General features: G+C 67.4%; 13 protein-coding genes and 3 pseudogenes. 14 read left to right on the forward strand and 2 right to left on the reverse strand.

What is annotated here, in order from left to right; genetic code table 11:
• Positions 1–46: 46 nt before the first annotated feature.
• The 10 genes and pseudogenes from AB0I10_RS28780 to AB0I10_RS28825 all read left to right on the forward strand — a co-directional run bounded on the left by AB0I10_RS28780 (position 47) and on the right by AB0I10_RS28825 (position 18,354).
• The gene (locus AB0I10_RS28780; RefSeq protein WP_363155565.1) at positions 47–2,347 is read left to right on the forward strand and encodes an excinuclease ABC subunit UvrA; all 2,301 of its coding nucleotides are present in this window, start codon (positions 47–49) and stop codon (positions 2,345–2,347) included.
• Between the two features lie 113 nt (positions 2,348–2,460).
• On the forward strand, positions 2,461–3,387 hold the full coding sequence (locus AB0I10_RS28785; protein ID WP_363155566.1) for an SDR family oxidoreductase: 927 nt from the start codon (positions 2,461–2,463) through the stop codon (positions 3,385–3,387).
• 138 nt (positions 3,388–3,525) lie between these two features.
• A pseudogene (locus AB0I10_RS28790) lies at positions 3,526–4,161 on the forward strand (VTT domain-containing protein); the annotation flags it as partial.
• Between the two features lie 590 nt (positions 4,162–4,751).
• On the forward strand, positions 4,752–11,180 hold the full coding sequence (locus AB0I10_RS28795) for a beta-ketoacyl synthase N-terminal-like domain-containing protein (RefSeq protein ID WP_363155567.1): 6,429 nt from the start codon (positions 4,752–4,754) through the stop codon (positions 11,178–11,180).
• Positions 11,181–11,194: 14 nt separating this feature from the next.
• The gene (locus tag AB0I10_RS28800; protein ID WP_363155568.1) at positions 11,195–11,986 is read left to right on the forward strand and encodes an alpha/beta fold hydrolase; all 792 of its coding nucleotides are present in this window, start codon (positions 11,195–11,197) and stop codon (positions 11,984–11,986) included.
• Positions 11,983–12,855, forward strand: a complete 873-nt coding sequence (locus tag AB0I10_RS28805; protein ID WP_363155569.1) for an FkbM family methyltransferase — start codon at positions 11,983–11,985, stop codon at positions 12,853–12,855. The genes AB0I10_RS28800 and AB0I10_RS28805 overlap by 4 nt, the downstream gene beginning before the upstream one ends.
• An 85-nt stretch (positions 12,856–12,940) precedes the next feature.
• A complete protein-coding gene (locus AB0I10_RS28810) occupies positions 12,941–14,167 on the forward strand; it encodes a glycosyltransferase (protein ID WP_363155570.1) in 1,227 nt (408 codons plus the stop codon).
• Between the two features lie 203 nt (positions 14,168–14,370).
• Positions 14,371–14,505, forward strand: coding sequence for a hypothetical protein (locus AB0I10_RS28815; protein WP_363155571.1), 135 nt, complete (start codon positions 14,371–14,373; stop codon positions 14,503–14,505).
• A gap of 1,346 nt (positions 14,506–15,851) precedes the next feature.
• Positions 15,852–16,850: an IS110 family transposase gene (locus AB0I10_RS28820; protein ID WP_363155578.1), complete on the forward strand. Its 999-nt coding sequence runs from the start codon at positions 15,852–15,854 to the stop codon at positions 16,848–16,850.
• 484 nt (positions 16,851–17,334) lie between these two features.
• Positions 17,335–18,354, forward strand: a complete 1,020-nt coding sequence (locus tag AB0I10_RS28825; RefSeq protein ID WP_363155572.1) for a hypothetical protein — start codon at positions 17,335–17,337, stop codon at positions 18,352–18,354.
• A gap of 31 nt (positions 18,355–18,385) precedes the next feature.
• Here AB0I10_RS28825 and AB0I10_RS28830 read toward each other — a convergent pair whose 3' ends face one another.
• Positions 18,386–18,526 carry a hypothetical protein gene (locus tag AB0I10_RS28830; protein ID WP_363155573.1) on the reverse strand — a complete coding sequence of 47 codons (141 nt, stop codon included), beginning with the start codon at positions 18,524–18,526 and terminating at the stop codon, positions 18,386–18,388.
• Positions 18,527–19,062: 536 nt separating this feature from the next.
• On the opposite strand from AB0I10_RS28830, the gene AB0I10_RS28835 reads away from it, so the two are divergent.
• The 4 genes and pseudogenes from AB0I10_RS28835 to AB0I10_RS28850 all read left to right on the forward strand — a co-directional run bounded on the left by AB0I10_RS28835 (position 19,063) and on the right by AB0I10_RS28850 (position 21,368).
• Complete coding sequence (locus tag AB0I10_RS28835) at positions 19,063–19,281, forward strand: EF-hand domain-containing protein (RefSeq protein ID WP_363155574.1); 219 nt, start codon at positions 19,063–19,065, stop codon at positions 19,279–19,281.
• A 111-nt stretch (positions 19,282–19,392) separates the two neighbouring features.
• Positions 19,393–19,557, forward strand: a pseudogene (locus AB0I10_RS28840) (transposase); the annotation flags it as partial.
• Positions 19,558–19,719: 162 nt separating this feature from the next.
• The gene (locus AB0I10_RS28845; RefSeq protein WP_363155579.1) at positions 19,720–20,214 is read left to right on the forward strand and encodes a hypothetical protein; all 495 of its coding nucleotides are present in this window, start codon (positions 19,720–19,722) and stop codon (positions 20,212–20,214) included.
• Positions 20,215–20,309: 95 nt separating this feature from the next.
• Positions 20,310–21,368 (forward strand): IS110 family transposase, encoded by a 1,059-nt coding sequence (locus tag AB0I10_RS28850; RefSeq protein ID WP_363155575.1) that lies wholly within the window; start codon positions 20,310–20,312, stop codon positions 21,366–21,368.
• A 5-nt stretch (positions 21,369–21,373) separates the two neighbouring features.
• Here AB0I10_RS28850 and AB0I10_RS28855 read toward each other — a convergent pair.
• Positions 21,374–21,475, reverse strand: a pseudogene (locus tag AB0I10_RS28855) (IS5/IS1182 family transposase); the annotation flags it as partial.

A 21,475-nucleotide genomic window follows, 5' to 3' on the forward strand; every position in this document is an offset into this window, starting at 1 on the left:
GGCCGGTGGAGTCGAGGAAGAGTGGATGATGAAGGAGCGAAGGAATATGACCGCCACAGCACACGGCGACGGGCAGATCGTCGTCACGGGGGCTCGTGAGAACAATTTGAAGGACATCACCGTTCGTGTTCCCGAGGGGAAGATTTCGGTGGTTACCGGGGTATCGGGTTCGGGTAAGTCGTCGATCGTCTTCGACACCATCGCGGTGGAGTCGCAGCGTCAGCTGAACGAGATGTTCCCGTCGTTCATCCGCAACAGGCTGCCGCGTCACGAGCGGCCCAAGTTCGACCGGATGGAGAACCTCACCCCGGCGGTCGTGGTGGACCAGAAGCCGGTCGGTGGCGGGTCGCGTTCCACGGTGGGCACGATGACCGAGGCCAATGCCGTCCTGCGAGTGCTGTTCTCGCGGTACGGGAAGCCGAGCGCGGGCCCGTCGAACGCGTACTCGTTCAACGATCCGCAGGGCATGTGCCCGTCGTGCGAAGGGCTCGGTCAGACAACCCAGGTGGTCCTCGACAGGCTGGTGGACTTCGGCAAGTCGCTGAACGAGGGCGCCATGCGGCACCCGGCGTTCGCCGTGGGGAAGTCGTACTGGCAGATGTACGCCGAGATCGGCCTGTTCGACCCCGACAAGCCCGTCGGCAAGTACGCGAAGAAGGACCGGGAACTGTTCCTGTACGGCGGCGGGTTCAAGGCCACCCGTACGACCAGGAGCGGCAACGTCCTCGTCAGCGACTACGAAGGGCTCGTGCACCGATTCACCCGCCGTTTCATCGCGCCGGGACTCGATGCGCTCAAGGCCCGCCAGCGCGAGGTCACCGAGGAGATGGTCGCAGACCAGGCGTGTCCGGACTGCCATGGCACCCGCCTCAACGCGGCCGCGCGGGCCACGAAGATCGGCAAGTACAGCCTCGCGGACTACTGCGCGATGGAGGTCAGCGACCTCATCGCCGAACTGGAGCGGGTCGCCAAGGGGCCGGCCGCCGTAGTGGCCGAGGCCGCGCTGGCCATACTGCGCCGCATCGAAGCAATCGGCCTGGGCTACCTGACCCTGAGCCGCTCCACCCCGACCCTCTCCGGCGGGGAGGGCCAGCGCCTGAAGACGGTGCGCCAGCTCGGCAGCAGCCTCACCGGTCTGACCTACATCTTCGACGAGCCCAGCGTCGGCCTGCACCCCCTGGACGTGGCCCGCCTCAACGAGCTGCTGGCCGCCCTGCGCGACAAGGGCAACACCGTCCTCATCGTCGAGCACGACCGTAACGTCATCACGCTCGCCGACCACATCATCGACGTCGGCCCCGGCGCCGGAATGCACGGAGGCGAGATCGTCTTCGAAGGAACGGTCAAGCAGCTCAAGGCCAGCGGCACCCTGACCGGACGGCACCTCAAGCAATCCCCGGACGTCAAGGGCGACTACCGCACGCCCACCGGCAAACTGACCGTACGCAACGCCCGCCTGCACAACCTCAAGAACATCACCGTCGACTTCCCCACCGGGGCGCTGACCGCCGTCACCGGTGTGGCCGGCTCCGGCAAGAGCACACTCATCTCAGGCGTGTTCGCCGCCGAGCATCCCGAGGCGATCGTGATCGACCAGTCGGCCATCGGCATCTCGCCGCGCTCGACGCCCGCCACCTACACCAACGTCTGGGACCGCATCCGCACGCAGTTCGCCCAGCACTTCGGCGTCGACGCCGGGCTGTTCAGCTTCAACTCCACCGGCGGCTGCCCCGACTGCAAGGGCCGCGGCACCCTCACCATGGACCTGGCCTTCATGGACCCGGTCACCACCGTCTGCGAGACGTGCGCGGGTACCAGATACCGCAAGGAGGTCCTGGACCACAGGATCGCGGGCAAGAACGTGGTGGACATCCTCACCATGACCGTCGAGGAAGCACCCGACTACTTCACCGACCCCGCCATCCTCAACCGCCTCCAGACACTCGAAGAGGTCGGGCTGGGCTACCTCACCCTCGGCCGCCCCCTGACGATGCTCTCCGGAGGCGAACGGCAGCGGATCAAACTCGCCCACCGCCTGCACGAGAAGAGCCGCGTCTACGTCTTCGACGAACCCTCCACCGGCCTGCACATGGCCGACCTCGACCACCTCCTCGCCCTCCTCGACCGCCTCGTCGACACCGGCAACACCGTGATCGTCGTGGAACACGACCTCGACGTCATCAAACACACCGACTGGATCATCGACATCGGCCCCGACGCCGGCAAACACGGCGGCGAGGTCGTCTTCACCGGAACCCCGACCCAGATGGCACGCTCCTCGCGCTCCCACACCGCGCAACACCTGCGCGCGTCACTGCCCAAGAACAGCACGGCACTGCGCGCGTAGACGCACCGCGGGTGGCACTGGGACCCGGCGCTCGTCGGCCCCCGCTTCCGAAGCGCTAGGACAGCCACCGCCCCATGCTCACCAACAACTTCGCAGAGCAAAAGGAGACGATCATGAATACGGGCAAGAAACTGACGGGGAAGGTCGCGCTGATCGCGGGAGCGACCCGGGGCGCGGGCCGGGCCATGGCCGTCGAGCTCGGCCGCGCCGGGGCCACCGTGTACGTCACCGGCCGCACTACCCGCAAGGCGGTCAGCGAGACGGGACGGGCGGCGGAGACCATCGAGCAGACCGCGGAGTTGGTCACCGCGGCCGGCGGCAACGGCATTGCCGTGGCGGTCGACCACCTCCAGGCGGAGCAGGTGCAGGCCCTGGTCGAGCGCATCGGCCGCGAACAGGGACGGCTGGACGTGCTGGTCAACGTGATCTGGGGCGGCGATCACCTGATCGAGTACGGCCGGGCGGGCAAGATGTGGGAGTTCGACCTGGACAAGGGACGGCGGATCCTGCAGCTCGGCGTCGAGTCCCACTTCGTCACCAGCCACTACGCCCTGCCGCTGATGATCCGCCGGCCCGGCGGGCTGGTGGTGGAGGTCACCGACGGGACCGAGGAGTTCAGCCGCCACCGCTATCGCGCGCCGTTCTACTTCGACCTGGCCAAGTACGCGCCGATCCGGATGGCGTTGGGGCTGTCGGAGGAGCTGAAGGAGTACGGCGCAACCGCGGTCAGCCTCACGCCGGGCTGGATGCGCACCGAGGCCATGCTGGAGGCGTTCGGTGTCACCGAGGAGAACTGGCACGAGGCGTGTGCGAAGGACCCGCACTTCGCGGTCTCCGAAACCCCCGCCCTCATCGGACGGGCCGTGGCCGCGCTCGCCGCCGACCCGGACGTGTCCCGCTTCACCGGCCGCTCGCTGTCCAGCGGCAAGCTGGCCAGGCAGTACGGCTTCACCGACGTCGACGGCTCGACGCCCGACTCCGAGCAGTACTTCCTGGACCTCTTCGCCGGCAAGGCCGGCGACCCCGACACCTACCGCTGATACGCCAGCCGCCCCGGCGCGCCGCCGGCCGCCAAAGGCGGATCATCAGGCGGCCGACGCGTGGCTGCCCGTAGACCCATGACGAGGCGTTGGCGGGCTGTGCCCTGCCGCGTCCCCGGCCCAGGAGAACCTCAGACCTTGTACACGCTCGCGCTCGGCCCCCAGTGGATGTCCGCGGACTACCTCATCTCGCACTTCGGCCTGATCGGCATTCTCGCCATCGTCTTCGCCGAGTCGGGGCTCTTCGCCTTCCTGCCCGGTGACTCGCTGCTCTTCACGGCGGGACTGCTGACAGGGGAGGGCACCTACCTCACCCAGCCGCTGTGGCTGGTGTGCACCCTGATCGCAGCCGCCGCGATCCTCGGCGACCAGGCCGGCTACCTGATCGGCAAGTACTTCGGACCGAAACTCTTCAGCCGACCCAACTCCAGGCTCTTCAAGCCCGAAACCCTCGGCAAGGCCCACGAGTTCATGGACAAGCACGGGCCCAAGGCCATCGTGCTCGCCCGCTTCGTCCCGATCATCCGCACCTTCGCGCCGATGGTCGCGGGCGCCGGCTCCATGAAGTACCGCACCTTCCTCACCTACAACATCATCGGCGGCATCGCCTGGGGCACCGGCATCACGGCCGCGGGCTACTGGCTCGGCCAGATCGCCTTCGTCAAGAACCACGTCGAAGCCATCCTCGTCGGCATCGTCGCGATCTCGGTCATCCCCGTCCTCGTCGAAGCACTCAAAGCCCGCAGGCAGTCCAAGGCCGCCGCGGCCCTGGCCGGCACGGCCGGGAACATCCCGGGGTGATGGTGGCCGTGCGTGGGTTGCGCGGGATCGGCTACAGGATGCGCAGGCTGCGGCCACCGGTCAGCAGGTGGTCGTCGACCTGGTACTGGTGGGCAGCCGCCGAGTCAGGCACAGCGTCGGGGGAGGGCCGTCGGTGAGCTTCTCCTGTCCGCCGAGTCCGGCCACGCCGTTGGCTCATGTGAGCGCAAGCTTTCAACACGTTCACGCTGCTAGGGCGGTCGACTCGGTTCCCGTGGCTGGATTTGTGTGGTGGGCTGGACATGTCCGCCAGCGTGCATCTGCTCCGGGTGCAGGACTGCTTGGCGTGCCGCATCTGGCGCTATCCAGGGCGTTCAGGTGGGTGTTGCTGAGGAGACCGCTCAGCGGAGAGACGGCGCTGGACAGGTCTGGACGGGCTGGCGTAGCGGCTGGTCAGCATCCCTACGACCTTGAGTCGACAGGTCGGGACGAGTGCGTCTGTCGCAACCTTGAGTCTCGGCACATTCATGCTCTGGGGTTGGGTGGGCACAGCGTTTGCCGTACCGGAGACCCTCTCCCCTCAGCGATGCGAAGGGGTAGGGACGATGGCCAAGGAAAGGCCGAGACGGCTCTCCGCGCGCGATGCGGTGACGCGCAAGAAGAGTTCCGTGGCGATTGTCGGGGCTGCGTGCCGGTTGCCTGGCGGGATCTGTGATCTAGAGCGGCTTGGCAGTGTGCTCATGGCGGGTCGTGATGTGGTCACCGAGGTACCCGCCGACCGCTTTGCCGCGGACCGCTGGGCCACCGGTACTGATCTCGGCCTCGCGTATACGCGGGCCGGCGGATTCCTCGACGACATCGCAAGCTTCGACGCCGGATTCTTCGGCATTTCACCGCGTGAGGCCGCTCAGCTGGACCCGCAGCAGCGGTTGTTGCTGGAGATGACCATCGAGGCATTCGACGGCGCGGGGGTCGACCTGGCCGCCCTCAAGGGAACCAGCGGCGGTGTCTATGTGGGGACGTCCACGCGCGGGTACGGGGAGCTGCTGGCCTCGCGTCCGGAGGTGCTGGGTGCTCATTCCATGTTCGGGACCATCACCGCGCACACGGCGAACAGGGTGTCGTACCTGCTGGATTGGCGCGGCCCGTCGCTGGCAATCGACACGGCCTGCTCCTCGGCCCTGGTCGCGGTGCATTACGCGGCGCGGGCGATCGCGTCGGGTGAGGTGGAGATGGCGTTGGCGGCCGGTGTGGGAGCGTTGTTGAACCCGGCCGACTACATCGGCTTCTGCAAGGCGTCATTGCTCTCCCCAACGGGCCGGTGCCGGGCCTTCTCCGCGCATGCGGACGGTTTTGTCCGTGCGGAAGGCGGCGGTGTGCTTCTCCTCAAACGCCTTGGCGACGCTGTTGCGGACGGCGACCCGATTCTGGCGGTCATCGAGGGCTCTGGGGTGAACACCGACGGCGCCTCGGGGGAAGGCGGTCTCACCCAGCCGTCGCAGTCGGCACAAGAGGAACTGCTGGTCGAGACATACGCACGGGCAGGTGTCGCTGCCGACCAACTCGTTTATCTGGAGTGCCATGGGACGGGCACTCCGATCGGGGATCCGATCGAGTGCAGGGCGATCGGTGCTGCGCTCGGGGTGCGGCGTGCCACTGGCCGCCGGTTGCCGATCGGGTCGGTGAAGACGAACGTGGGGCACCTGGAATGCGCGTCCGGGATGGCGGGGCTGCTCAAGGCTCTGGTGGTGCTCAGGCACCGGCAGATCCCGCCGTCACTCCACGGCCGTCCCCGGAATCCGGCGATCGATTTCGAAGGGCTCGGGCTCGATCCGGTGGACGCACTGAGGCCGATCGATCCCCACGGGCCAGCGGTGGTGGGGGTGAACTCGTTCGGAATCGGCGGCACCAACGCGCATGTGATTCTGACCCAGCCACCGGACCGGAACGTTCGGCCGGACGTACCGGTGGGGCCACTACCGGTGGTCGTCTCGGCGCGGACGCCCGAATCGCTGGCCGAGGCTGCGTGGGCGATGGCCGACCGGTTGGGCGGTCTCGACGGGGATACGGCCGGCCAAGCCGGGGCTTTCTACGATGTGGCGTTCACCTCGACGTGCAGGCGGCGCCGTTACGAGCACACCGCCACGGTCATCGCCGACGATGCGGCGGGCGCGGCTCGGAACCTCTACGAGCTGTCGGTCGGGGGCTCGCCACGGGGGTCCGCGGCGGTGGAGGTAGGAGCGGACGCCTGCGGGAGGGTGGGAGCGGTCGGTTTCGTGTTCTCCGGCAACGGTTCGCAGTGGGTGGGGATGGCCCGCGAGCTGCTGGCCGAGGGCGGCGACCGGATGTTCACGCATGCGGTGCGAGAGGTGGACGCGGCCACGAAGCCGCTGTTGGGGTGGTCGGTTGCCGATGCCTTGGCCAGTGGCGCGTATGACTTGGCGCGTACGGAGGTGGCTCAGCCGCTGCTTTTCGCCGTGCAGATGGGGCTGGTGGCATCACTGCGGGAGCGGGGCGTTGTCCCGGCGATGGTGGCCGGGCACAGCGTCGGGGAGATCGCGGCGTGCTGTGTGGCGGGGGTGCTGGATCTGGGAGCCGCGTGCGAGCTGGTGGCACGGCGCAGCGCGGCGCAGGGCCGCACCGCTGGAGCAGGCGGGATGGCTGCTGCGGGAGTTGGCGAGGAGGCCGCTGTACGGATGCTGGCCGAGTACGACGGCGAGGTGGAGATCAGCGCTGTCAACTCGCCCTCCGAAGTGACCCTTTCAGGGAACCGTGCAGTCTTGACGGAGATCGGTGAGCGACTGGCGGCGCAGGGGATCTTCTTCCGGATGCTACCGCTCGACTATGCCTTCCACAGCGCCGCGATGGATCCGGTCCGCGAGGAGATTCTCTCCGGGCTGAGGGGGCTTCATCCCGGGCGGGCCCGTGTGCCGCTGTTCTCCTCGGTGACCGGCCGTGCTGTGGACGGACCCGAGATGGACGCCGGGTATTGGTGGCGCAACATTCGCGAACCGGTGCGCTTCGCGTCGGCCATCGAGTCCATGATCGGGGCTGGGGCGCGCGTGCTGGTGGAGATCGGGCCGCACCCCGTGCTGTCGGGCTATCTGCGCCGCCTCACTGCGGCCTGTAGCGAAGCCTGTCACTCGCTGGGGACGCTCCAGCGCGGACGGGTTCCGGATCTGGATGCCGTCGCGGCGGCGGTGATGTCTGCCAGCGGTCTTATGGATGACGCGGCCTGGTTTCCGGAGCCGGGTCGTGTCGTGGACCTGCCCGCGTATCCGTGGCAGCGCAAGCGGCACTGGATCGGGGAGCCGTCCTGGTGGGGGCCGGGGCCCGGCGATGGGATCCTGGAGCATCCGCTGCTGGGGGAGCGGGTCCCCGTGGCAGCGCCTCAGTGGGAAGGGCCGGTGGCTCCCTCACGGGTGAGATGGTTGAGCGGTCACCGGGTCGGGGGGACCGTGGTGATGCCGGGTGCGGGATTCGCGGAGATGGCGCTGGCTGCCGGGCGGGCCGTCATCAAGGGGACCGGTGCCGCCGAGAACGCTGCCGTGCAGGTACGGGACCTGGCTGTTTCCACGGCGCTGACCGTTCCCTTTGACGACGAGAGCACCCTGCTGCGGGTGGCCACCAGCGTCTGCGGAGAGGTCGTCACCATCGCCTCCCGGCGCTTCGACCCACACCAGCCCTCAGCGCCGGGCAGTTGGCAGCAACACGCCCGGGGCCGCGTACGGGCCGTGGCCGAGCCCCGCCCGCAGCCGCTCAGCCTTGGGTCTCTCCGCGCCGGTATGAGCACGACGATGACAGGGCGGCAGTATTACGCGATGGCCGCACGCGCCGGAACGGACTACGGAGAAGCCTTCCAAGCGCTGACCGAACTGAGCTTTCACGGCACGGATTCCGACGGGACCGCGGAGTTGCTCGGCGAGTACGCCCTGTCCGCCGACGTCGCCGCCGAGATGTCGGGCCCGTTCGCGGCGTACACCGTCCATCCGGTACTGCTGGACGTGGCGGTGCACGCTGGTGGGCCGCTCGAATCGCGGTTCATCGACGAGCAAATGCCCTTCGTCCCGGTTGAATTCGGTGCCGTCACCGTCTGGGCGCCGCCCCCGGTGTCGGGGGTGGTGCGTGTGGTCTCACGTGCCGGGGCGGGCCGGGACGCGGTGTGGGATGTCACGGTGGCTGCACACGATGGGGCGGTGGCAGTCACGTTGGAAGGGCTGCGCGTACGGTTCATCGAGGTTGCGACACGGGCTCCGGTCGGCGCCTGGCAGGTCGATTTGCAGCCGGCAGACCCCACCACTGCTGCGCAAGCGGCACTCACGGCACACACCTGGCTGGTCGCGGCCGACGCGCAGGGGGATGACTTCGGCGAACGACTTGCCACGGCCCTGGGGGCGGGCAAGGCCCTGACCCTGCGGCCAGGCGAAGTCCGAAGATGGCAGCAGGCCCTCGATGCCCGGGCCACGGCAGGCGAGGTGTCCGTCGTACTCGCGCTGTTCGGCGGGACAGCGCAAGACCCCGTCCAGAACGCGACCGACACGGCGCAGATCCTCCGTGATCTGGTGACGGCCTGGCAGCAAGGGCGGGCCCCCACGAGGCGCCAGGCCGCACAGGCCGAGCGACTGACACTGTGGCTGGTCACCGGTCCGTGCGGGACGCTGGCCGGCTCGCCGCAGACCACGGCTGCCGGAATGGCCGCGGGCGCGGCGGCGTGGGGAACGGCGCGGACGATCGCCAATGAGATCCCGGACATCACCGTGCGACGAGTCATCGCCGAATCCGCGCCCGATCCTGAGACGGTGGCACGCCGCGTGGTCGGCCTTCTCACGGAGCCTCCTCTCCCGGACGAGGACGAGTTCACGACAGGTGAGGCCGGGCTCCGCGTACCCCGGATCGTCCCCGCCGCGCCGCCTGTCACCCAGCGCTCGACGAGCGAAGGCACCAACCTCCTGCGGGTCGGCCAGGCCACGATGACCCCTGGGTTCGTCTGGGAGGAGGCCCCTCTCCCCGTACCGGGGCCGGGGCAGGTGGTGATCCATGTGCACGCCGCCGCACTCAACTACAAGGATGTGCTGCTCGCCACCGGACTCATGCCGATCGAACCCGCCCAAACCGACCGGCGTGGCGGCCAGTCGGCAGCGGGCGCGGGCCCCCTGATCGGACAGGAATGCGCCGGCATCATCACCGCTGTCGGCCCCGGCGTGACGGAGCTCGAAACCGGGCAGCGCGTGATGGCGATCGCCCCCGGCTCCCTCGCCGGTCACGTCGTCGCCCAAGCGGCCGTCACCGTGCCGATCCCCGAGGGGATGAGCCTCATCGAGGCAGCGACCCTGCCCCTGGTGTACACCACTGGCCTCTACGGTCTGGAGACCCTGGCAGGTCTCGCCGAAGGGGAAACGTTGCTGCTGCCAGGTGCAGCGGGAGGCGTCGGCCTTGCCGCCCTTACCCTCGCCCGGCTACGTGGCGCCCGCGTCATTGCCCTGGCGGGCACCCCGGACAAACGCGAACTGCTACTGAGACAGGGAGCCGACCACGCTCTCGATTCGCGCTCCCTCGAATTCGCAGCGCAGACCCGCCGGCTCACCGGCGGACGCGGCGTCGACGTCGTCCTGAACTCCCTCACCGGCCCGGCTGCGGCCGCGTGCCTGGAACTGATGGCCCCCGACGGCCGGTTCGTGGAACTCGGCAAACGCGACCTGTACGGTGACGCGGACCTGCGCCTGAAACCGTTCGTGAACACGCTGTCCTACCACGCCGTCGACCTGGCCCAACTGATCGAGCGGCGCCCCGCCGTCGCCGCCGAACTGCTCGGCAACGTCGCACGGATGGCTGCCACCGGTGCGATCACGCCACTGCCCCACACCACCTACCCGGCCGAGGACCTGGCCGAGGCTTTCACTCTCCTCAAACGCAGCGGACACATCGGCAAACTCATCATCGATACCACCCGCCTCCCTGACCCGGCACCGTGTCCCCGGCACGTCACCTTCGACTCCGAAGGCGCCTACCTGGTGGTTGGGGGCACCATGGGATTTGGGGCAGCCACTGCACAGTGGCTCCGCGACCACGGGGCCGGCCAGGTGTGGGTGACAGGCCGCCGGAAGGCCAACGTGCCGCAGGAAGACGGCTCACCGGCGCTGGCAGCCGATGCCACCGACCCGGTCGCGATGGCTGCCGCCGTACGCCGCGCCCACCACAGTGCACCCCACGGGCTGAAGGGCGTCTTCCACTGCCCCGCGCACTACGACGACGCCCCGCTCGCCGACCTCGCCCCCGAACGGTTCTCCGCCGTGCTCGCGCCGAAACTCACCGGAGCACTGCTGCTGGACCGCCTCACCAAGGGCTACGACCTCGACCACTTCGTCCTGTTCTCCTCCATCGCCGCGCTGATCGGCAACCGACTCCAGGCCGCCTATGGCACGGCGAACCTGTGCCTGGACGTGCTGGCACGCGACCGGCGGGCCCGTGGCCTGCCCGCCGTCTCCGTCGGATGGTCCGTGATCGGCGACACCGGCATGGCCGCACGCGCCGGCATCGAGGCACGAATGGCCGGGCTCGGACTGGACGCGACATCGCCGAGCGAGGCCCTCCACACCCTGGGCCTCTTTCTCGCCGGACCGGCCCCGGAGTGCGTGGTGATCGGCCGCGCCGACTGGCGGCGCCTGCGTGACATGTTCCCCGCCTGCACCGCCGCTCGTTACCACGGCCTCACCGCACAGCCCCCGGGACACGACGCCACCGCCAGTCTGCGAGACCGGCTCGCCACCGCAGCGACCCCCGAGGCACGGGAACTTGTCACGGGAGCCGTGACGGCTGCGGTGGCGGCTCTCCTCCAACTACCACCCGACCAGGTCGACCCCTCCGTCCCCCTGGACCGCCTCGGGGTGGACTCCCTCCTGGCGACCGAGCTCACGGTCACCCTGCGCCGCACCCTCGGCGCGGACATCCCCACCCTGGACGTCCTGTCCAGCCGCGGAATCACCGACCTGTCCCGACGCGTCATCTCGGCACTCGGCCTCCACCGCGTGGACTGAACGGAGACACGGCCATGCGCAGCTTCGCCAACGAATGGATCGTCCCCCTCCACCCCGACCCCTCCGCCCCCGTCCGCATCGTGTGCTTCCCGCACACAGGCGGCACCGCCACGTTCTACCGGCCCTGGGCGAAAGGCCCCGACGGCCCCGGCACCGCCGAGGTGATCGCTATCCAGCCGCCCGGCCGGGAGTCACGCGCCAACGAGCCTGCGATCACCGACCTGCAGCGCCTGACACGACTCACCGCGATGCAGTTGACAGCAACAGGCGACAAGCGGCCCACCATCCTGTTCGGCCACTCTGGCGGAAGCATCTACGCCTTCGAAGTGTGCCGCGCGCTGGCACACGCAGGCGTCCCACCGATGCTGCTGGCCGTCTCGGCGATGGCCCCGCCCGATCACCCCTACTGGGACACCACCGTCGAGACGCTGCTCGCCGATCCAGCCGGTGCCTACCGGAAGTTGGGAGGAGACGGTGCCATCCCCGGCGAACTGGAGGGCGACACCGAGGCGATGGCGACCTTCCGCTCCCTGATCAACGCCGACGCCCGCCTGCTGACCGGAATAGGAATGCGGCCCGTCAACCGCCTGCCGTGCCCGATCTCGGCCTTTGCCGCGGAGGATGACGCCATCGCAGCGCCCCGGGCGATGCAGGGCTGGCAGGCATGGACCGGCGGCCCCTTCGCACTGCACCGCTACCCCGGCGACCACTTCTACATCCGCCAGCAATTCCCCGCCGTTCTCGCCGACCTGCTCCATGACTTCACCACTCAAACGCGTGCCATACGGCGAGGAGGGGCATCATGAACATGGAGGAAATCCGGGTACCCCGTAAGGTGCTCACTACGGCGAGCCCGGGCGCGCGTGTCACGGTGAGCGGATTCGCACTGCACTGCGTCAATCCATGGGAAGTCGAGATCGTTCGCAGTGAGGTACCGCTCTACTTCTCCCACGGGATCCAGCTGAGCCGGGGCGCCACGGTTCTTGATGTCGGCGCGAACATCGGAGCTTTCTCGGCCTACACCTATGCCCGCCTCGGCGGTGACGTGCGCATCTTCGCGTTCGAACCCCTCCCACCGATCCGCGCGATGCTTGAGCGGAATGCCAAGGAGTTCTTCCACGGGCGCGTAACAGTCTTGCCGTACGGACTGGCCGCACACGAAGGGGAGTTGGACTTCACCTACTTCCCCATGGCCACAGTCCTGTCATCGGCACTCCGTAATTCCCAGAACAACCAGGAGGAGCGGGTCCGTCTCGCCAAGGCGTTCGCCGAGGCGATTCGCCAAGGCGGAATGGGTCCACGCCTCCAGCGGCTACCCTCCTTCGCCATAAGGCGCTTCACGGAATACCGCATGAGAGCGCTACGGAAAACGGCTGCGTATCGTGTGCGTGTCCGGTCCCTGTCCGCCGCTATCGACGAGCACGACATCAAGAGCATCGACCTCCTCAAAATCGATGTGGAGGGGGGCGAACTCGCGGTTCTGCAAGGCATCAAAGAACACCACTGGCCCAGAATTCGCCAAACAGTCATCGAAGTTGACCACTGGCAGACGACCTATCCCCGCGTCAAGGAAATCCTGGACTCGCGAAACCTCACCATCCACACAGAACAAGGACCGATCCACAAGGCTGGCGACTACGGCATGGTCTACGCGACCAGCGCGCCAATCAACTGACCCGGCATCCAGCAAGACATCAGCCACACCCAGGCAAAATTCGGACGGCGGAACAAGCCCAGACCGGCGAAGGCAGGAGAATGTCGTGCGCGTCCTCTTCACGATCTTTCCGGTGATCAGCCACCTGTACAGCATCGCCCAGCCGGCCCGCGCACTGCAGGCCGCCGGGCATCAGGTCGCGGTCTGCACAGCACGAGTATTCCGGCAGGAGACAGAGAAATTCGGTTTCACCCACTACGGCGCGGGAGTCGACTGGAACGCCGCGAACGATCCGTCCACGTGGCCGGCGGATGTGTTCCCGCCGTTCCCGCAGCCCGGGGCAGACATGACGGACTACTTCGTCACGACCATCGAACGCCTCATCCAGCGTGGGGTTCCCGAGGTGATCACTGTCGCGCGCGACTGGCGCGCGGACCTGATCATCCGGACCTCCGAAGACCCCACCGGCGCCATCGCCGCGGAGCACCTGGGCATCCCCCACGCGTCACTCGGCACCGACGGCTACTCCGCGATCGACTCCCCGCACGTGCCTTACCCCACCGCCAACAGCCGCCTACTGACAGCTGTCCTGGCACGCCAGCGTGAGCGTGCCGGACTACCGCCCGACCCCGACCACAAGATGCTCTACCGGCACCTGCACCTGTGCTTCAACGCACCCCGCTGGGCCCAGCACGGCACACCACACCCCCCCAACACCCACTTCCTGAGGTTCAGCCCCTCCGCAGCCGGCCCGAGCCAGTCCCTCCCCGGATGGGTCACCGACCTCCCCCGCCAAAAGCCCACCGTGCTCGCCTCGATGGGCACCATCCTGCACCGCAGCCCCGGCGTACTGGAGGCCATCATCGAGGGCCTCGCCACCGAGCCCATCAACCTCGTGGTCAGCATCGGCCCGGAAACCGATCCCGCCCGATTCGGGACCGTGCCGGCCAACGTGCGCCTGGAACCCTACGTACCCCAGGCCCAGATGCTGCCCCTGTGCAACCTGCTCATCACCCACGGCGGCTACAACTCCGTACGCGAAGCACTGTTCTCAGCCGTCCCCATGGTCATCACCCCCATCATGACCGACCAGCCGCACTGCGCGGAGCGCTGCAGGGACCTCGGTCTGGCAGAAGGCATTCCCGTGGAGGACTACACGCCAGACACCATCCGCACTGCCGCACTCAGCGTCCTGAACAACCCGAAGTACCAGGCCAACGCAAGCAAATTCCAAGAGGACATGCAAAATCTCCCCGGCACCGACCACATGGCGGACCTCCTGCAACAGTTGGTGGCAGGTCAGTGTGCTCCAGACCTACCGGACGGCGCTTGACGGGAATCAGAATCTGTATTCATACGTGCTGGACTCTTCGGCACGTCTCGTCGAGCTGCCCTTCCGGGTGGACCACGCGCTGCTCAAGAACGGTGATCTGCCGCGAGAACTGGTCGAGGCCAGCGAAGTTGTCAGACCATCGGCGGCGCGGGCATCACTGACGACGACATGCTGTCTATGGCCTCCGCCTCCGCGACCAGGAGATGAGCCTGCGCGACATCGCCAAGAAGCTCGTCATCACCACCAGCAAGAAGAAGGGTCAGCACCCCTCACCCGCCACCGCCGTGCGGATGCTACGCGAACACGACGAGCAGATGGCCACGGCTTCTGCTACGTAGAGACCACCCAACGGTCCCAAGAGGTTCTGACGGGTAGAGGGTTGGTCGCGCTCGCACGCACCGGACTGGCTCGCCCGTCGGCCCACCGTGGGAGCGCGCCGGTCCCTGTCCGTCAGTCGGTACCAAGGCCCCGTCATTAGCTGGCGCCGTTGGCGGGTCCTGAGGGCTGAACGTGATGTCGACCTTCGCGATCAGTTGTGGTCGGCCAGCGCCAGATTCAGGGTGTTCTATGAGCTGGGATTGAGAATGTCCTGCGGGCCTGGGTGGTGTGCTGTGAGTTCCGGGAGCATGGGTGGGTGCTGTCCCGGGCCGGGGTCTGACTCATGAGAACTCTGACCGCGGTGTCTTACGCACGCTGTGTCGACCGCTAACCGGGGATGGTGCGTTGCTGGCACCGGGCCGGCCGGGTGTGTCCCGATAGGGGCCTGCCGACCCATCAGGCTTATTCACAGTTCTGACCGCCCGCGCGGTCCGGTGCAGGCCACGCGATGCGCCATCGGGTCGGAAGGTGAACGAACATGACCGATACGTCCTTAACCCCGCGTACTCGCCGACGCCGGCCGACGGGGGAGGTGGTCCTTGGAGTGGACACGCACCGGGACGCTCATGTGGCTGCCGTGCTCTCCCTGGTGGGGCGGTGATCGGTACCGAAGCGTTCCCGGCCACCGCGGCCGGATACCGCGAACTACACCAGTGGGCCAGCCGCCTGGGCACGGTACGGCGGGCCGGGGGGAGGGAACCGGCTCCTTCGGAGCGGCCCTGTCCAGCTACCTGCTGACCCAGGCTTCCCGTGTATGAGAAAGAGCCCCGCGCTGGCGGGGCTGAAGGGCTTTCTGGGGTGTGGCTTCAGAATGCGCGCGGCGACTACGGGAGCCCTGGGGTACTGATGGCCGGCATTTAATCGCTGTTGCGTGCATTTGCTGTCGTCAGCGGGCGTCAGTTGGCGATTGGTCGCCGTCACCAGTCGGGTTTGAACACAGTCTTTGATGCGTCGTGTTGGGCGGGAGACTTGGTGGGTGCTGTCCCGGGTCCCGGGGTCTGACTCATGAGACGTTTGACCGTGGTGTCTTTCTCACACAGCGTCGGCCCTTGGTCGGGGATGGTGCGTTGTCGGTACCGGGCTGGCGGGGTGTGTCTCGATAGGGGCTTGCCGATCAATCAGGCGTCATCACAATTCTGACCGCCCGACGCGGCCCGGTGCCGGCAACGCGATGTGTCATCGGACCGGAAGGCGAAAGGGTATGCCCACAAAGAGCACCTCCAGTACACCCCCTGCCCCGCGTGCCCGCCGACGTCGGCCCACGGGAGAGGTGGTTCTCGGGGTGGACACGCACCGGGACACTCATGTGGCTGCCGTCCTATCCCCGCTCGGGGCAGTGTTGGGCACCGAAGAGTTCCCGGCCACCGCGGCCGGATACCACGGACTACTCGGGTGGGCCGGCGACTTGGGCACGGTGCGGCGGGCTGGGGTGGAGGGGACAGGCTCCTTCGGAGCGGCCCTGTCCCGCTACCTGCTGTCCCAGGGCGTGGAAGTGTTCGAGGTGAACCGGCCCGACCGGACCGACCGCCGTTTACGTGGCAAGTCGGATCCCCTCGATGCCCAGAATGCCGCCCGGGCGGTGCTGAGCGGGCGGGCCCGCGCCCGGGCCAAAACGGGCGACGGACCCGTACAGATCGCCCGGATGTACAAGCTCGCCAAGGGGTCGGCGGTCAAAGCCCGTACCCAGGCGATCAACCAGGTCAAGGCCGTTCTCATTACCGCCCACCCGGACCTGCGCGAGGAGTTGGCCCAGCTGAACACCCCGGACCTCTTGCGTACCTGTGCGCGGTTCGCCGACGACAGCAAGGACGACGAGGGCGAGGAGGAGACGGTGCTGCAGGCCACCCGCGCCACCCTGTGCCTACTGGCCCACCGGATCGAGCAGCTCACCGAGCAGATCCAGGACGTGGAGCGCCGCTTGGCCCTGCTCGCGGAACGCCACGTCCCGCAGCTGCTGGCTGTGGTGGGTATCGGCCCGGATACGGCCGTGACTCTGTTGATCACGATGGGGGACAACCCGGAGCGGCTGGGTAGCGAGGCATCGTTTGCCGCGCTGTGCGGGGCCAGCCCCGTCGAGCGATCCTCGGGCGCGCGGCAATACCGTCGCCTCAACCGCGGCGGCGACCGTCAGGCCAACGCTGCTCTGCACCGGATCGTGCAGACCCGCCTGCGTTGCGACCCGCGGACTCAGGAGTACTACGAACGTCGCATCAAGGAGAGCAAGACTCGCCGCGAAATCGTCCGATGCCTCAAACGCTACGCTGCCCGCGAGGTGTTCCACCTGGTCAGACCCATACAGGCGTGATCCCGGTCATAGGGGCTGTGTGAGACGGGCGAAACAATGACGCCCTTCCGGGAACCACCACGGCGGGGCTTGTGCGCGGAGCCCTGAGACCAAGCCCCGCCGGAGCACTCCGGTGGGGCTTCGCCGTGAGGTCGACTGTGCTCGCGTGCATGAGGGTTCGGCTCCTCATGCAGTCCGTGTTCCTGCGTTGCTCTCCGGAACGCTGGATTTGCGATCGCCCCCTTCCACTTGGGATCCGTGAGACGACGTGGCCCCGCCGGGAAGCCGGGCAGGGCTCTCTAGTGTGGTGGGTTGATGCGGTGTGCCCTGCTCGTGCGGACCCAGTGGTACGTCGGCTGTCCGTGGATGTGTGCCGTAATCGCCACGCTTGATGCTGAACCCGTGACGCACCCCGGACTTGGTCGTACGTGCCGGACGTTCTGCGGTCACAGGGCACAATGGTTCGCACGCGGTGGCTGGGGGAGCGGCTCGGGGGAGGGGCGTCGTGAAGTTCAGAAAGCGAACGCTGGAAATGCTTGGCGACCTCATTTGCGGGAATCTCGGTGCGGCAGACCCTCAAGCTGATGCCGAGCCTGCGTATTTCCCGTATCGATCGAGCATGTACATCACCGAGTTCTTCGCGGAACTCGACATGGATTGGGAGCACGACGGTTCGACGCGGCACCGCTGGGTCGCGGGGGTGCTGGAACAATTGTTGGCGGAGCCGCACGAGGGGCCCGCGCACCCGCCGGAGTCCTTCTGCAGGGTGATCGACCACCTGATGAATCCGGCGGATGCCCTCAATGAGGGTCTCGACCGGCCCAATGCTCTGCGCTTGCTGAACAATGCGCTCGCCCGCGAGGGGTTCGAAGCCTTCTACGGGGAGGACAAGCACTGCTACCTGCGGCACATCGGAACGAACACTGTCTCGGTGTTGGCCAAGAACCCGCATCGCCCTCTGAGCGTCGCCGAGATGCAGCGACGCACAGCACTTGCCGCATTCCTGGACACGTGCAGTGAGGATGCACTCATTGAGGAAGTGCTGCTGCCACTGTTCCGGCAACTGGGTTTTCACCGGATCACCGCGGCCGGGCACCGGGACAAGGCGCTGGAGTACGGCAAGGACATCTGGATGCGTTACACCCTGCCGACCCAGCACTTCCTGTACTTCGGCATCCAGGTGAAGCGCGGGAAACTAGACGCTACCGGAAAATCCAGGGCGGGCAATGCCAACATCGCTGAGATCCACAATCAGGCTCTGATGATGCTGGCACACGAGATCTTCGACCCCGAGACCAACCGGCGTGTCCTCGTCGACCATGCGTTCATCGTGGCCGGCGGGGAGATCACCAAGGCCGCACGTAACTGGCTGGGCAACGCGTTGGACGCGGCGAAGCGGAGCCAAATAATGTTCATGGATCGCGACGACATCCTGAACCAGTTCGTGGTGACCAACCTGCCGCTTCCCGTAGGTGTACTGCCAGGTGCGATGCCCTCCGGTGGTACCGCGGAAGCGCCGTTCTGATGCGCTGATGCAGCTTCGTCCCACCTGCCGATCAGGCAGCGCCCTGACCCTGGACCGCGACCGCTGCGCTGGCGTCAGGGCACTCGCGTGTCGGCAGGACGAACCAGACGGTCTTGCCCCGGCTGTGGTGGCGGACGCCCCACGCGCCGGCGAGCGCGTCCAGCAGGGGCATCCCACGGCCGGACTCGGCCGGTTCCTCGATGGCAGGGGTCCGGCTGCCCCGCAGGATGCTGCCTCACCACCGACCGGCCCGGGACTTGTTGGTGCGCCGCCCTCTCCTGCATCGCGCCCGGTGCGCTCTGGCCCCCAGCTGATGCGGGCCGAGAGGGGACTCCCGTGGTGCTGCGGAGGTCGTCGAGTTCTTGACACCGCAGGGGGCGTCGTTTGTCGGAACCTTCGAGTAGTCCCCGACTGCCAGGAGTGGGTCAGCAAGGCTGCACAACGGAGAGCCGCAGATCTGCGGTTCCCGCATGAACAAGCACGACGTAGTGCCCATGGTTGCGTTCTGGCTGCATTCACCGGATCGACTGCCACCTCGACGACGTTGCGGAACATCGAAGCAGTTCCGGACTCATGCCTTCGGGAGCGGAGTCACGGGCTTGGAGCGAGCCCAGCGTGCAGCAGCCGGGCGGGTTGGGCGCACCCGCGTTGCTCTGGACGGACGGATAATCTGGGCCCGTCAGCAAAGATCGCAGAAGGGCGGAGCACATGGCAGACATCGTGGAGACGGCGGCGCGGAAGGTTTTCGAGCGCTACGACATCGACGGGGACGGCCAGGTCACCGCGGAGGAATACCGCAAGGTCGTTGCGGAGTTGGAGGGCTCGGAGATCACCGAGTCGCAGGCTCAGGAGCTGATCGACTCCCTCGACACCAACGGCGACCGCAAGATGTCCTTCGAGGAGTTCTGGGCGGCTATGAATGGCTGACACTGCTGGGTCCGGCACGTGAACGTGCCGGACCTGGTTCGTCATCCGGCCGATCCAGTGTGTGTCTGGGGACGCCATCAACACGCCCCGCAGCGGCTCGCTGTGGTGGGCGTCGGTCCGGACAGTGCCGCCAATTTGCTGATCACGATGGGGGACAACCCGGAACGTCTGGGCAGCGAGGCGTCCTTCGCCGCGCTGTGCGGGGTCAGCCCCGTCGAGCGTTCCTCGGGCAGTCGGCAGTACCGTCGCCTCAACCGCTACTCCGCCCGCGAGGCATTCCACCTGGTCAGGCCCACACAGTCATGCCCCCGTCATAGGGGCAGTGTTGTGAGAGGTGAGGGCCTCGCCGGATGCATCGGGCGAGGCTCCGCCGGGTGGCGGGTTGCGATGGTCTGCCGCGTTTGGGTGGCGTGCGGGTGCGGTCCGGAGAAATCGAAGGTGGACACGGACGCGAAGCCTTCGCGGCCGTCCGCGTTCACGCGGGTCGACGAGCCGTCGGCCACGCCGTCGGTGTCCGCTCGGGCCGAGAAGCCGTCGGCCGAGCCGACCGGCGGCCAGCCCGCGCCCAGGACGAAGGAGGGCGCGATCCAGCGGTACGAGCAGTACCTCCACGCCCTGGGCCGTGAGGACATCGACATGGTCTGCGAAGTGGCCGGGCCCGCCGCGAAGAAGTCACAGGGCCGGGGGCTCGGCCCGTGCACGTTGACGTACGCCGCCGTGTTGGAACAGTACTGCCCTTCGAGTGATCGCAAGTCGTGGGACCTGGGTATACCGGTTGATGTACCCCTGTGCCGGGCTCTGGCTCGTGAGAAATCGGACCTGGTGTCCAGTCCTACCTTCGTCGATCACCAGTGCAGGGTGTACTGCTGCCGGGCTGCTGAGGCGTGTCCCAAGGGTGTGTGTGCCGTGAACTGGGCATTGTCTCACCGCTGACCGCCTTGACGGCCCGGTGGCGAGGACCGGCAGGCTCACAGAGCAGGAGGTGCGCCCAGACGAGTGCCCCAAGTCCTAGAAAACGTCCGCCTGTTATGGACGAGGTCGTCCTTGGTGTGGACACGCACCGGGATGTTCATGTGGCCGCGGTGCTCTCCATGCTGGGGGCGGTCATGGACACTGCGTCTTTTCCCACCACGGCGGTGGGCTATCGGGAACTCTGGGAGTGGGCCGGCCGGCTGGGTGCGGTGCACAGGGCCGGGGTGGAAGGGTCCGGCAGCTACGGAGCTGCCCTCTCGCGCTACTTGCTGGCTCGCCGGGTCGAGGTGTTCGAGGTCAACCGGCCTGATCGCTCGGTCCGTCGACGGCGGGGTAAGTCGGATCCGGTGGATGCGCAGGAGGCGGCACGGGCGGTGCTCAGTGGCCGTGCTCGCTCCCAGGCCAAGGCTGGGGATGGGCCGGTGCAGTGCGCCCGTCTGTTCAAACTGGCCAAGGACTCCGCTGTCAAGGCCCGTACGCAGGCAATCAATCAGCTCAAGGCGGTCCTGATCACCGCCGATCCGGACCTGCGCGAGCAGCTGGCCGGTCTGAAGAATCCAGCCTTGGTCAGGACTTGCGCGCAGTTCGAAGATCGTGAGGGTGACGACGGGGAGAGGGATGCCGTGGAGCAGGCCACCCGCATCGCCCTGTGTCTGTTGGCTCAGCGGATCGATCAGCTGACCGGGCAGATTCTTGACCTGGAGCGGCGCCTAGCTGGGCTGATGGAGCGTCATTTTCCGCAGTTGCTCATCCGGGTGGGGATCGGCCCGGATAGTGCCGCCATCTTGCTGATCACGATGGGGGACACCCCTGAACGACTGCACAGTGAGGCGTCGTTCGCGGCGCTTTGCGGGGTCAGCCCCGTCGAGCACTCCTCCGGTCGTCAGCGTCACCACCGGCTCAACCGCGGTGACGATCGAAGAGCCAATGCCGCCCTGTATCGGATCGTGCAGTCACGGCTCCGGTTCGATGCGCGTACCCGCAATTACTACGAGCGGCGCATCGCGGAGGGCAAGACCCGGCGCGAGAACATCCGCTGTCTCAAACGCTACGCCGCCCGAGAAGTGTTCAACCTCGTCCTGTCTGGCATCGGGCCCTGCGAAGTGGCTTACTGATCGTTTCAGAATGAGGTTCGAAGCCGTCTCAAGCAGATGATGCTGCAGGCGAGTTGGAGCAGACCGAGGTGGAGGTCAGCGCGTATCTCGTAGCGGATCCGGAGGCG

The sequence above is a fragment of the Streptomyces sp. NPDC050636 genome, assembly GCF_040654775.1.
Taxonomy (GTDB): Bacteria; Actinomycetota; Actinomycetes; order Streptomycetales; family Streptomycetaceae; genus Streptomyces.

Excerpts from the sequence above, each read along its gene's own strand:
- AB0I10_RS28780 (WP_363155565.1), top strand. The coding sequence starts at position 47 with ATGACCGCCACAGCACACGGCGACGGGCAGATCGTCGTCACGGGGGCT.
- AB0I10_RS28785 (WP_363155566.1), top strand. The coding sequence starts at position 2,461 with ATGAATACGGGCAAGAAACTGACGGGGAAGGTCGCGCTGATCGCGGGA.
- AB0I10_RS28795 (WP_363155567.1), top strand. The coding sequence starts at position 4,752 with ATGGCCAAGGAAAGGCCGAGACGGCTCTCCGCGCGCGATGCGGTGACG.
- AB0I10_RS28800 (WP_363155568.1), top strand. The coding sequence starts at position 11,195 with ATGCGCAGCTTCGCCAACGAATGGATCGTCCCCCTCCACCCCGACCCC.
- AB0I10_RS28805 (WP_363155569.1), top strand. The coding sequence starts at position 11,983 with ATGAACATGGAGGAAATCCGGGTACCCCGTAAGGTGCTCACTACGGCG.
- AB0I10_RS28815 (WP_363155571.1), top strand. The coding sequence starts at position 14,371 with ATGAGCCTGCGCGACATCGCCAAGAAGCTCGTCATCACCACCAGCAAG.
- AB0I10_RS28830 (WP_363155573.1), bottom strand. The coding sequence starts at position 18,526 with ATGCCCCTGCTGGACGCGCTCGCCGGCGCGTGGGGCGTCCGCCACCAC.
- AB0I10_RS28835 (WP_363155574.1), top strand. The coding sequence starts at position 19,063 with ATGGCAGACATCGTGGAGACGGCGGCGCGGAAGGTTTTCGAGCGCTAC.
- AB0I10_RS28850 (WP_363155575.1), top strand. The coding sequence starts at position 20,310 with ATGGACGAGGTCGTCCTTGGTGTGGACACGCACCGGGATGTTCATGTG.